The sequence below is a fragment of the Rahnella selenatireducens genome (genome assembly GCF_046449555.1).
Lineage (GTDB): Bacteria > Pseudomonadota > Gammaproteobacteria > Enterobacterales > Enterobacteriaceae > Rahnella > Rahnella selenatireducens.
This window is the reverse complement of record NZ_JBKEZJ010000018.1, coordinates 1-13,192: the sequence shown is the minus strand read 5'-3', so window position 1 is coordinate 13,192 and position 13,192 is coordinate 1. Positions and strand designations below refer to the sequence as shown.

Below are 13,192 nucleotides of genomic sequence, written 5' to 3'. Positions count from 1 at the left end.
TGTTGTAATTAATCAATGCTTTCGCTGCCCGGTTTTTCTATTTTTTAATGCAGGAAATTATTGCTGCATGTTGATCATGACGTTTTCCTGCCACAGGCGAGGCAGCGTTTTAGCGCTCTTATCCCATGCAGCCGGATCCGCAATCGGGTGAGCATTTTTATATTCACTGGATGGCAGCAGTTTGGCTTTCACGTCGTCTGGCAACGTGATGTGATCAGCACGGATTGGACGGGCATAGCCACGCGCCAGGTTGATCTGACCGGCATCGGAGAAGATGTATTCACGCGCCAGTTTGGCAGCGTTCGGGTGTTTGCCGAATTTGTTGATAATGGTGGTGTAACCCGAGGTGATAGAACCGTCAGAAGGGATAACCACGTCGAAGCGGGTTTTGTCGATCTTGTCGCGATAGTTCAGACCGTTGAAGTCCCAGACCACACCAACCTGCACTTCACCTTTTTCCAGAGAAGCGATAACCGGGTTAGTCAGGCTCAGACGCCCTGCTTTCGCCAGCTTACCAAAGTATTCAAGACCCGGTTTCAGGTTCTGTTCATTGCCGCCCATGGCGTATGTGGCGGCCAGAACACCGTTTGCCGCCTGTGCTGCGGTGCTGACATCACCGATGGTGACTTTGTATTTGCCCTTCAGCAAATCAGCCCAGCTGTGTGGCGCATCTTTGACCTGAGACTTATCAATAATGAACGCGATGGTTCCGGTGTAAGCGAGTGCCCACATCCCGTCTTTGTCTTTGGCCCAGTCTGGCACCTGATCCCAGGTGGTCGGTTTATAAGGCTGTGTGACGCCTTTCTGAACCGCTACAGGGCCGAATGCAGCACCCACATCACCAATATCCGCACTGGCATTGTCTTTTTCGGCGAGGAATTTCGCGATTTCCTGCGCAGAACTCATATCGGTATCACTGTGTTTTAGGCCGTATTTGGTGTTCAAATCATTCCAGGTATCTTTCCAGTTAGCCCAGTCATCAGGCATACCGACGCTGTTCACCGTGCCTTCGGCTTGTGCCGCTTTCAGGAGTTCAGCAGGAGGTTCAGCGGCAAAAGCCGATGATGCGGAGAGGACAAGCGCGCTGGTTAACACAGAAGCGAACAACTGTTTCATAACGGATGCTCCAGATGATAATGTGTGTGAAATGCTGGTCTAGTCCAGCAAGAACCAAGCCAATCTAACGATCAATTGTGATAATTATATGTCAGCGTGAAAAAGCAGCAGTTTTAAGCTTATCGCTGTTAACAAGCGCACATAATTTACGCAATGCAGAGTCGGATTGGTGCAAAAACGCACTGAAATGAGGCTTGCTGACCGATGAATGAATCGCAGACCACCCTTGCCGTTATCTGCAAGGCATTGAGCGAAAGTATTGCGGCCGGGGCATTTTCTGCCGAGGGAAGGCTGCCTTCTGAGCGCGCGTTGAGTGAACAGTTTTCCACGACCCGCATTACGCTGCGTGAAGCGTTAGGCCATCTGGAAGCGCAAGGGCTGATTTATCGTGAAGTGCGCCGGGGCTGGTTTGTTTCACCGCCGCGCATTATTTATAACCCGTTGCAGCGCAGCCATTTTCACGCAATGGCAAAGGATCAGGGGCGCCGCGCGCAGACGGAAGTCATCGACGCCAGACACTGCGTCGCCAGCGATACCGTCTGTCAGAAGTTATTGCTGCCCTCCGCCAGTGATGTGATTTGCATCCGCCGGTTACGTTATATCGATAAACGCCCGGTACTTTACGTCGAGCATTACCTCAACCCTTTATATTTCAATGATATTCTCGATGCTGACTTAACGTCTTCGCTGACTGATCTTTATGCCTCGCGTTACGACATTCATTACGGACGTGTCCGGTTTGATATGGTGCCGACGCTGCTGACAAGCGAAGCGTCGCACGCGCTGAAAGTCGCCTCCGGCAGCCCGGCGTTGTTTATTACGCGTACTAACCGCGATCAACACGACCGGGTCATCGACTGTGATTTGGAATACTGGCGTTATGACGCGCTGCATATTGATGTGGAAGTCAATTGAGATGAGCCCCCGGCCACTTATTTAAGTCAGTGACCAGGTTTTATGAGAACCGACAACGCAGAGTCAGCGTGAAGCATGGCGGGGAAATTAGTCTGCGTCGTAACCCAAGTTAGGCGCCAGCCAGCGCTCAACTTCGGCGACGGGCATATTCTTACGCGCCGCGTAATCCTCGACCTGATCACGCTGGATTTGTGCGACGGCGAAATATTTGCTGTCGGGATGACTGAAATACCAGCCCGAGACAGCCGCGCCGGGCCACATTGCAAAGGATTCGGTCAGTTGCATACCGGTGTTAGCCTCAACATCCAGCAGTTTCCATATTTGCCCTTTTTCAGTGTGTTCAGGACACGCCGGATAACCCGGTGCCGGGCGAATCCCCTGATAATTTTCACGGATAAGTTCTTCGTTACTTAGGTTCTCGTTGGCGGCAAAGCCCCAGTAAACCTTCCTCACTTTTTCATGCAGGTATTCTGCAAAGGCTTCTGCAAGACGGTCTGCCAGCGCTTTGATCATGATTTTGTTGTAATCGTCGTGCTGCTTGTCGTACGCCTCGGCCAGCGCATCCTCCTCCAGCCCGCCGGTCACGGCAAATGCGCCCATGTAATCTTTTTTGCCGCTGGATTTCGGCGCAACAAAATCGGCCAGGCAATAGTTCGCGAAGTCTGTTTTTTCCGTTTGCTGACGTAAATGGTGGCTGACCACCAGCACTTCTTCACGACGTTCGTCGCTGTAAATTTCGATATCGTCGCTTTTGCGGTTCGCAGGAAATAAACCAACCACGCCGCGCGGATTCAGTAATTTTTCAGCGGAAAGCTTATCGAGCAGGTCGTTAGCATCCTTGAACAAGCGTTTGGCTTCTTCGCCAACAACTTCATCTTCCAGAATCCGCGGGTATTTACCTGCCAGCGACCAGGTCATGAAGAATGGCGTCCAGTCGATGTAATTACGCAGCGTTTCGATGCTGGCTTCTACTTTCTGAATGCCCAGACGATGTGCAACCGGCGGCGTATAACTTTCCCAATCAATTGTCGTGGCGTTGTCGCGCGCCACTTCAAGGCTGACCGGCGGTGTCCGGGGCTTTTTACGGCCATGCTGAATTCTCACGGTTTCGTATTCTTTGCGGGTTCGCCCGATAAAAGCGTCACGCTGTTCAGCGGATAACAGAGCCGAAACCACGCCGACAGAACGCGAGGCGTTTTGCACGTAACACGTCGCGCCGCTATAGTTCTGCTCGATTTTAACCGCGGTATGTGCCTTCGACGTGGTCGCACCGCCGATAAGCAGCGGCATCGTAAACCCGCGGCGCTCCATCTCTTTTGCCACATTGACCATTTCGTCCAGCGACGGTGTGATGAGGCCGGAAAGGCCGATGATATCGACGTTTTCTTCGATGGCCGTTTTCAAAATTTTGTCGGTCGGCACCATAACCCCGAGATCGATAATCTCGTAGTTATTACATTGCAGCACCACACCCACGATATTTTTGCCGATGTCATGAACATCGCCTTTCACCGTCGCGAGCAGGATTTTGCCATTTGTCTGGCCTTTCTCCTTGCTGGCCTCGATGTAAGGTTCGAGATAAGCCACCGCCTGTTTCATTACACGCGCGGATTTCACCACCTGGGGCAGGAACATTTTACCCGCACCGAAAAGGTCACCGACGACGTTCATGCCATCCATCAGCGGCCCTTCAATCACTTCAATCGGGCGCGCGGCCTGTTGGCGGCATTCTTCGGTGTCCAGCTCGATGAATTCGGTAATACCTTTGATCAGGGAATATTCGAGGCGTTTTTTAACATCCCAGCCACGCCATTCGGCCTGCTGCTTGTTAGCTTCAACGTCATCTTTGCTACCACGGTATTTTTCCGCCAGTTCCAGCAGGCGTTCTGTGCCGTCTTCACGGCGGTTCAGAATCACATCTTCAACGGCATCACGCAGTTCCGCCGGTAAGTCATCGTAAATAGCCAGCTGACCGGCGTTAACGATGCCCATATCCATGCCGTTGCGGATCGCGTGATACAGGAATACGGCGTGAATGGCTTCGCGCACCGGCTCATTGCCGCGGAAGGAGAAGGAAACGTTGGAAACGCCGCCCGAGATCATCGCATGCGGCAATTCTGCTTTGATATCTGCACAGGCCTCGATGAAATCGACGGCGTAGTTATTGTGCTCATCAATCCCCGTGGCGACCGCGAAGATATTCGGGTCAAAGATAATATCTTCCGGCGGGAAGCCGACTTTTTCTGTCAGTAATTTATAGGCGCGGCGGCAGATTTCGATTTTACGGGCGCGGGTATCTGCCTGTCCGGTTTCATCAAAAGCCATGACTACTACGGCCGCGCCGTAGCGCCGCACAATCCGGGCATGGTGAAGGAAAGCCTCTTCCCCTTCTTTCATCGAGATGGAGTTAACAATGCCTTTGCCCTGGATGCATTTCAGGCCTTTTTCAATGACATCCCACTTAGAGGAGTCAATCATGATCGGCACGCGGGCAATATCCGGTTCACCGGCAATCAGATTCAGGAAGCGCACCATCGCCGCTTCGGCGTCGAGCATTCCTTCATCCATGTTGATGTCGATAATCTGCGCGCCGCTTTCCACCTGCTGACGTGCCACCGCAAGCGCTTCCGCGTATTTTTCTTCTTTAATCAGGCGTTTGAAACGCGCAGAACCGGTGACGTTGGTACGTTCACCCACGTTCACAAAGAGGGTTTGTGCATCAATAGTCAATGGCTCCAGCCCCGCCAGACGGCAGGCAACGGGAATCACCGGCAGCCGACGCGGGGGCACACCTTCAACCGCTTTCACCATCGCAGCAATGTGCGCCGGCGTAGTACCACAGCAGCCGCCGACGATATTCAGAAAGCCCGAGCGCGCCCATTCACCGATGTGTTCTGCCATTTCTTTGGCTTCAAGATCGTACTCACCGAAGGCGTTCGGTAAGCCCGCATTCGGGTGCGCGGTGACATAACATTCAGCAATACGCGACAATTCAGCGACGTACTGACGTAATTCATCCGGCCCCAGTGCGCAGTTCAGGCCGAATGTGAGCGGCTTAACGTGACGCAGCGAGTTGTAAAACGCTTCGGTTGTCTGGCCTGACAACGTACGACCCGAGGCGTCGGTGATAGTGCCGGAAACCATTACCGGCAGCACAATTCCCAGCGCTTCAAATTCGGTTTCTACCGCAAACGTCGCGGCTTTGGCGTTGAGTGTGTCGAAAACGGTTTCGATCATGATCAGATCGGCACCGCCCTTAATCAGCGCACGGGTGGATTCGCGGTACGCTTCCACCAGTTGATCAAAAGAGACATTACGGTAAGCCGGGTCGTTAACGTCCGGAGAAATCGAAGCTGTGCGGTTGGTCGGGCCTAAAACACCTGCCACATAACGCGGTTTATCCGGCGTGCGCGCGGTCCATTCATCAGCGCAGACCCGCGCCAGACGCGCCGCTTCATAGTTAATCTCAGCGGAAAGCGACTCCATGTGGTAGTCGGCCATCGCGATGGTCGTGGAGTTAAAGGTGTTGGTTTCGAGAATGTCTGCGCCAGCGGCAAGATAACCGTTATGGATCTCGATGATCACTTCGGGGTTGCTCAGGACCAGAAGATCGTTATTACCTTTAAGATCGCTTTCCCAGTCAGCAAAGCGCTCGCCGCGATAATCTTCTTCTTCAAGACGGTAGCTCTGGATCATGGTTCCCATGCCGCCGTCCAGCACCAAAATGCGCTGTGCCAGTTGCTTATGTAGCGCTTCAACCCGATTAGTCACTTTCACCTCATCACCCACCACGCACACCCGGCAAATTGTTCATTCATACGCCGGAAATTATGGTCAACATCCTAGCATACCTTCAGAAGGCAAAAGGCCGCGGTGACATGAGACTTTTTCAATTCAGGAAGGCATCCCGCAAATGCTGTGCAACACATCGGATGAGCGCAAAGGCAGGTTGCGATCCATACTGTAAAAACGAAAATCAATTCCAAAAATGACTTTTCTTCGCCAGATTTTGGCGCATCTTACAAGGAATAGGCTTATGGCAACCTCCGCATTGACTCCGGCCAAGCGTGCTAAGAAAACAAAAGCCGCTGCAACAGCAGGCGGCGCCGCCACCGGACAAGTTCAGTCCCTCACGCGTGGCCTTAAGTTGCTGGAATATATCGCTGAAGCTCAGGGCAGTGTTGCGCTGACGGATCTGGCCCAGCAGGCAGGTTTACCGAATTCCACCACTCACCGTTTGCTGACCACGATGCAGCAACAGGGATTTGTCCGGCAGGTTGGCGATTTGGGTCTGTGGACCATTGGCTCACATGCATTCGTCGTCGGTAGCAGTTTTCTGCAAAGCCGTAATTTACTGGCGATGGTGCACCCGATGCTGCGCCGTCTGATGGAAGAGTCGGGTGAAACCGTCAATCTGGCTGTACTGGATCACAGTGATTATCAGGCGATCATCATCGATCAGGTGCAGTGCAATGCGCTGATGCGGATGTCGGCGCCGATTGGCGGAAAACTGCCGATGCACGCCTCCGGTGCGGGTAAGGCATTTCTTTCCACCCTGGCGGAAGAGCGCCTCGCGAAGCTTCTGCACAAAATTGGTTTACACAGTTACACGCCGCTGACCAAGACGTCTCCGGCAAACTTGAAACAGGAGCTGGCCGATACGCGCAAACGCGGTTATGCCTTTGATGATGAAGAACATGCACTCGGCCTGCGCTGCGTGGCGACCTGCATTTACGATGAGCATAATGACGCTTACGCCGCGATTTCTATCTCCGGCCCGGTGTCACGCATAACTGACGATCGCGTGACCGAGCTGGGAGCGCTGGTGATACATGCAGCGAAAGAAATCACTCAGGCTTACGGCGGCGGGAAACATTAATTGAGGAATAGCTCCCACACGGATGGTGGGAGCATAAGACTTAACGGCGGCTGAAACGCTGGCTGCGACGATATGCAAAAACGTCTTCTACATGTCCTTCGCGGATCCGCGTTTGCAAACCGCGCCAGTAAGCCGCACAAAATAAGTCATTGTGCGCCGCTTCGAAGTGTTGCCGGACGCGTTTGTCGCTGCACAGGAAATGGCGAAATTCTTCAGGAAAAACATCCCCCGGCGCAATGCTGTACCAGGGCTCGCTGGCCAGTTCATCCTCAGGGTAACGCGCGGCAGGAATATCGCGGAAATTCACTTCCGTCATGTAACAGATTTCGTCGTAATCATAAAATACGACACGACCATGACGGGTTACGCCAAAGTTTTTAAACAACATATCGCCGGGAAAAATGTTCGCTGCCGCAAGTTGTTTAATCGCGTTGCCGTATTCTTCAATAACGTCATGCAGTTGCTGGTCATTCGCCTGTTCCAGATATAAATTCAGCGGCGTCATACGCCGTTCGATATACAAATGCTTCAGGGCAATACTGTCGCCCAGATCTTCAATCTTCGCCGGGACTTCACGCTGTAGCTCGGCCATTAACTCCGGACTGATGTTTTTCTTAGCCAGAACAAAATGCTCAAATTCCTGGGTATCGGCCATCCGCCCCACGCGGTCGTGCTCTTTGACCAGTTGGTAGCAGGCCATAACCTGCGCTTCGGTCACCTCCTTTTGCGGGGCGAAACGGTCTTTAATGACTTTGAAAACGCGGTCACTTCCCGGCAAGGTAAAGACCAGCATGACCATACCTTTGACGCCCGGCGCAATAATAAAAGACTCGTCGGTTTGCGCCATAAAGTGTAAGTGCTCGCGATAACATTCAGTTTTCGCATGCTTCTGGCAGCCAATAGCACTGTAAAGTTCAGCCGTCGTTTTGGCCGGTAAAATCTCCCGCAGCCATTCCACCAGCGCGCCCGGTTGCGGGGCGTAAACCATAAAATAAGAGCGAGCGAATCCAAAAATGATGCTGGCATCATTCCCCTCAGTCAGACACGCATCCACAAATAACTCGCGCTGATGACTTTGATGCACCGGCAATAACAGCGGGAAAACCTGCTGCCCCATCCTGATTTTTCCAATAATCCACGCCGCCTTATTACGGTAGAAAACTTCAGTGGCTATCTCAATTACCGCCCCTGATAACGCATCACCGGGAAATTTTTGCTGCAACGCCGTACTGATGTAATCAATATCACGTGGCGCATTCTCCCACGCTAAACGCATCGGAAGATCGTGGAGAAATCTTCCCAGTGTGGCGACCAGGTTTCCTTGCACCGGATATTGCCGGGCCAGTGGTCGGGCGCAATTTTGTGGCCGATGAACTGGCTGTTCGCTAAAAATAAAAAGCTTGTCGGCCGTCAGTTCACGGTGTTTGAAAATCCGGCAATAGACTGAATTAAAGAAACTTTCTGCGATTTCTGCCCGGGGATAATCAGGCAACAATCCGGCATAACAGCTTTTTATGCGGACCAGAAATGCAGCATCGTAAAAGTGCTGGCCTGTGATGCATTTGAGCTGCGAGACAACCAATCCGACATGGTGGTCGTAAAGATGAATTCGCTGTTTCATGGCCGCCTGCACCGCCGGCCAGTTGGCATGCTCGAAACGTTGCTGAGCTTCTGAAGTCACCTCCAGAAACCGGCCATACTGTGCATCGAACCCTTGCAAAATAGTCTGAGCAATCAACAGCTCGATGCGCATAATGTCGGCTCCGTCAGAGGAAAAACCCGGCTTGCGCCGGGTCAGATCAGTGGGATGTCGGGGAGAATTGCTGTTCTTCGGTCGAACCGGTTAACGCGGTTACCGATGAGCGTCCGCCCTGAATGATGTTAGTCACTTTGTCGAAATACCCGGTGCCCACTTCCTGCTGATGTGAAGCGAAAGTGTACCCACGGCTGATTGCCGCAAATTCAGGTTCCTGTACTTTTTCGACGTAGTGTTTCATCCCTTCGCCCTGCGCATACGCATGAGCAAGATCGAACATGTTGAACCACATGCTGTGGATACCGGCCAGCGTGATGAACTGATACTGATAGCCCATCGCCGCCAGCTGATCCTGGAAGCTGGCAATCGTTTTATCATCCAGATTCTTCTTCCAGTTAAACGACGGCGAGCAGTTATAGGCCAGCAATTTACCGGGGAATTTCGCATGAATCGCCTCGGCAAAACGCTGTGCAAGTTTCAGATCCGGCGTTGAAGTTTCACACCAAACCACGTCAGCATAAGGCGCGTAAGCCAGCCCGCGGTTGATCGCCTGTTCGATACCGGCGTGTGTACGGTAAAAACCTTCATGCGTCCTCTCGCCGGTAATGAACTGGCTGTCATAAGGATCGCAATCGGATGTCAGCAAATCAGCGGCGTCGGCGTCGGTACGGGCAACCAGCAATGTCGGCACGCCAAGCACATCAGCAGCCAGACGGGCAGATACCAGCTTTTGTACCGCTTCCTGAGTGGGTACCAGCACTTTGCCGCCCATATGTCCGCATTTTTTCACCGCAGCAAGCTGGTCCTCGAAGTGCACCGCTGCCGCACCGGCTTCAATCATCGATTTCATCAGTTCAAACGCATTAAGCACGCCGCCAAAACCGGCCTCTGCGTCGGCAACTATCGGCAGGAAATAATCGGTATAGCCTTGCTGACCTGGTTCAATATTATTTGCCCATTGAATCTGGTCGGCACGGCGGAAGGTATTGTTAATACGGGACACCACTTCCGGTACAGAATTCACCGGATATAACGACTGATCGGGATACATACTGGATGCGGTATTCGCATCGGCGGCAACCTGCCAGCCAGACAAATAAATCGCCTCAATCCCGGCTTTTGCCTGCTGTAATGCCTGCCCGCCGGTGAGAGCACCCAGGCAATTCACATACCCCTTACGGGACGCGCCGTGCAGTAAATTCCACAGACGGGCAGCACCGTGCTGAGCCAGAGTACATTCCGGGTTCACTGAGCCGCGCAGGCTGATGACTTCGGAGGCCGTATAAGGGCGGGTAATCCCCTTCCAGCGTGGCTGCTTCCAGGTTTCTTCAAGCTGCTGAATTTGCTGATTACGTGTTGTTTTCATGGCAAATGCTCCGATCTTTTTATGTGTAGGGTAAGAAGAATCAGGCCAGCAGCTGATAGCCCGGTAGGGTCAGGAAGTCGATTAACTCATCCTGCGTGGTAATTTTTTCCATTAGTGTGGCGGCCTGCGTGAAGTGCCCGGCGCTGAAACGTTGTTCACCTAACTCTTGTTGGATCACCAGCATTTCTTCATTCAGCATGCGGCGGAACAAAGGCTTGGTGACCAGCTGACCGTCGCTGAGCGTTTTACCGTGATGGATCCATTGCCAGATTGAGGTTCGGGAAATCTCGGCGGTAGCGGCATCTTCCATCAGCCCGTAAATAGGTACGCAGCCATTACCGGATATCCACGCTTCGATGTACTGCACGGCAACACGGATATTGGCACGCATCCCCTCTTCAGTACGTTCACCGGAACAAGGCTCCAGCAGTTGTGCCGCAGTAATATCGGCATCGTCTTCGCGTAATATGTCCAGCTGATTGGAGCGGGAACCGAGCGCTTCATCGAAGACTTCCAGCACGGTATCAGCCAGACCCGGATGTGCTATCCAGGTACCGTCATGCCCGTTGGCCGCTTCCAGCTCTTTGTCTGTTCTTACCTTGTTAAGCACCCATTCGTTGCGTTTAATATCTTTGCTCGGGATAAATGCCGCCATTCCCCCCATCGCAAATGCGCCGCGGCGGTGGCAAGTTTTGATGAGAAGCCGTGAGTACGCATTGAGGAATGGCTGCGTCATGGTGACTGACTGGCGATCAGGCAAAACGCGGTCAGCATGACTCTTCAACGTTTTGATATAGCTGAAGATGTAATCCCAGCGGCCACAATTCAGCCCGACGATATGTTCGCGCAGGTGGTAAAGAATTTCGTCCATCTGGAATACGGCAGGCAGAGTTTCAATCAGAACTGTGGCTTTGATGGTGCCACGGGATAATCCGGCGTAGTCCTCGGCAAAGCTGAAGACCTGACTCCACCAGTCCGATTCCTGATAAGACTGCATTTTTGGCAGATAGAAATAAGGGCCGCTGCCTTTTGCCAGTAATGCGCGATGGTTGTGGAAAAAGTACAGAGCAAAATCAAACAATGAACCGGGAATGGCTTCCCCCTGCCAGGTCACGTGTTTTTCGGGCAAGTGCAGGCCGCGGACGCGGCAGACCAAAACAGCAGGATCAGGTTTGAGCTGGTAAATCTTGCCTGATTCATTGGTGTAACTGATCGTGCCGTTGACCGCATCACGTAAGTTGATCTGCCCTTCGATGACTTTCTGCCAGTTTGGAGCCAGAGAATCTTCAAAATCTGCCATAAAGACTTTCACATTGGCATTGAGCGCATTAATCACCATTTTGCGTTCTACCGGCCCGGTGATTTCTACGCGGCGATCCCTCAAATCATCCGGAATGCCCCGAATCGTCCACTGTGATTTTTTTATGGAATCAGTTTCCGAAATAAAATTCGGTAAAACACCGCCATCAATTTTTCTCTGCACCACAACGCGTTCTGCCAGCAAGCGGTTACGCAGCGGGGTAAAACGCACGACCAACTCAGACAAAAAGTCCACAGCCTCTTCAGTCAGAATATGTGTTTCGTTTTCACCCAAACGGCGTGTAAAACCAAGCTGATTACGCGTAATTTGCTCTGACATCTCTAACTCTCCTGATTTTTCGACTTAAATCTGCCAGACCGCCTTACTAAGCAGATGCTGATAAGGTAGAAAATAAACCAGCGACACCGGGGAAGATCCTGTGACGATTTATCGATGGTCATTTATTACCCGATAGATTTAAGCGTAATCATAATTTCTATAAAATCAAAAACGATTTCCATTTTATTTTTATTATATGAATTAACAGCTATTAATCAGTGAGATGGAAACGTAAAAAATATCGAAAAATAAGAATCAATTTCGATTTTTTTAGGGATTGAGGATCGGATAGTCAGTTGCGGGGGAAGACGTTGGAGGCAAACAGAAACAGACGATCGGCGGGGATCGTCTGCAAATCATGAAGGGAATTATTCCAGAGTTGGATTCATCTGGCGCAGATCGAATGGTGTGATCTGATAAACATAGTAGTTCAGCCAGTTGGTAAACAGCAGGTGCCCGTGACTACGCCAGGTCGCTTTAGGCGATAGCTCTGCATTATCTTGCGGGAAGTAATTGTAAGGCATTTCAGGCGATAAACCGGCTGCGACATCACGTAGATATTCTCCAGCCAGTGTACCGGCATCATATTCCGGATGGCCCGTAACGAAGGCCATACGTTTATCTTTCGTTGCGAACAAATAGGCACCAGCCTCGTCAGATTCAGCGAAAATATCAAGATCGGTATGCTGACGCAGGATGTCCGCAGGAAAATCAGCGTAACGTGAATGAGGAGCCAGAAATGTTTCATCAAATCCACGGGTCAGCAAAGCCAGTGGCTGTGATGTCTGGTGAGGATAAACGCCTGAAAGCTTGGTTTCGCGCGTCATCTTCGGCAAATCATAAAGCACATTTAAGGCAGCCTGCGCTGCCCAACACACAAACAAAGTCGACGTGACGTGCTCTTTAGCCCAGTGGATAACGCGTTCTATCTCTGGCCAGTAGGCAACATCACAGAAATCCACTAAGCCTAAAGGAGCGCCGGTGACAATCAGGCCATCGTAGTTATCATGCTGGATATCTTCAAAATCACAGTAGAAATTGTTCAGGTGCTCAGCCGGAGTGTTTTTAGACTCACGACTATCAATGCGCAGAAGCTGCACATCAATCTGTAAAGGAGAGTTAGAAAGCAGCCGTAAAAACTGATTTTCGGTCTCAATTTTCTTTGGCATCAGGTTGAGTACCAGCACTTTCAAAGGACGAATTTCCTGCGTTTTTGCACGTGATGAAGTCATCACAAAGACATTCTCATTGCGCAGGAAATTTACGGCTGGTAACTCATCTGGAACCCGGATCGGCATAGCTACTTCCTCACTACATCCATTTATACGTTTAGACTTCTAGACAGCCGAAGATAGCGGTTTTTATCTAAGATGTCGAGTCTGCAAACGGTAAGTGAAAATGTTTCAGCTTCGGTTATTAAATTAGACGATCTGGTTATATAACAGAGGAAATGCAAAGCAATGAGCGATAATAAGGGAACGACAGAAGGGAAAGAACAGAGGGATGTGGCTGAGAATCTCC

General features: G+C 51.5%; 8 protein-coding genes. 2 read left to right on the top strand and 6 right to left on the bottom strand.

Annotation, left to right across the window (positions count from 1 at the left end; all coding sequences use genetic code 11):
• Positions 1-57 precede the first annotated feature (57 nt).
• Positions 58-1,116 carry an ABC transporter substrate-binding protein gene (locus ACLBVC_RS21615; RefSeq protein ID WP_410151329.1) on the bottom strand — a complete coding sequence of 353 codons (1,059 nt, stop codon included), beginning with the start codon at positions 1,114-1,116 and terminating at the stop codon, positions 58-60.
• Between the two features lie 204 nt (positions 1,117-1,320).
• On the opposite strand from ACLBVC_RS21615, the gene ACLBVC_RS21610 reads away from it, so the two are divergent.
• Positions 1,321-2,031: a UTRA domain-containing protein gene (locus ACLBVC_RS21610; RefSeq protein WP_410151328.1), complete on the top strand. Its 711-nt coding sequence runs from the start codon at positions 1,321-1,323 to the stop codon at positions 2,029-2,031.
• A gap of 87 nt (positions 2,032-2,118) precedes the next feature.
• On the opposite strand, the gene metH is transcribed toward ACLBVC_RS21610, so the two are convergent.
• Positions 2,119-5,802 (bottom strand): methionine synthase, encoded by a 3,684-nt coding sequence (gene metH, locus ACLBVC_RS21605; RefSeq protein WP_410151327.1) that lies wholly within the window; start codon positions 5,800-5,802, stop codon positions 2,119-2,121.
• A gap of 265 nt (positions 5,803-6,067) precedes the next feature.
• On the opposite strand from metH, the gene iclR reads away from it, so the two are divergent.
• Positions 6,068-6,910: a glyoxylate bypass operon transcriptional repressor IclR gene (gene iclR, locus ACLBVC_RS21600; protein WP_410151326.1), complete on the top strand. Its 843-nt coding sequence runs from the start codon at positions 6,068-6,070 to the stop codon at positions 6,908-6,910.
• Positions 6,911-6,950: 40 nt separating this feature from the next.
• Here iclR and aceK read toward each other — a convergent pair whose 3' ends face one another.
• The 4 genes from aceK to metA all read right to left on the bottom strand — a co-directional run bounded on the left by aceK (position 6,951) and on the right by metA (position 12,969).
• A complete protein-coding gene (aceK, locus tag ACLBVC_RS21595) occupies positions 6,951-8,663 on the bottom strand; it encodes a bifunctional isocitrate dehydrogenase kinase/phosphatase (RefSeq protein WP_410151325.1) in 1,713 nt (570 codons plus the stop codon).
• Between the two features lie 46 nt (positions 8,664-8,709).
• A complete protein-coding gene (gene aceA / locus ACLBVC_RS21590; RefSeq protein ID WP_410151324.1) occupies positions 8,710-10,032 on the bottom strand; it encodes an isocitrate lyase in 1,323 nt (440 codons plus the stop codon).
• A 40-nt stretch (positions 10,033-10,072) separates the two neighbouring features.
• A complete protein-coding gene (gene aceB, locus ACLBVC_RS21585; RefSeq protein WP_410151323.1) occupies positions 10,073-11,671 on the bottom strand; it encodes a malate synthase A in 1,599 nt (532 codons plus the stop codon).
• A 368-nt stretch (positions 11,672-12,039) separates the two neighbouring features.
• Entirely contained in the window at positions 12,040-12,969 is a 930-nt protein-coding gene (gene metA / locus ACLBVC_RS21580; RefSeq protein ID WP_410151322.1) for a homoserine O-acetyltransferase MetA, read from the bottom strand.
• Positions 12,970-13,192 lie beyond the last annotated feature (223 nt).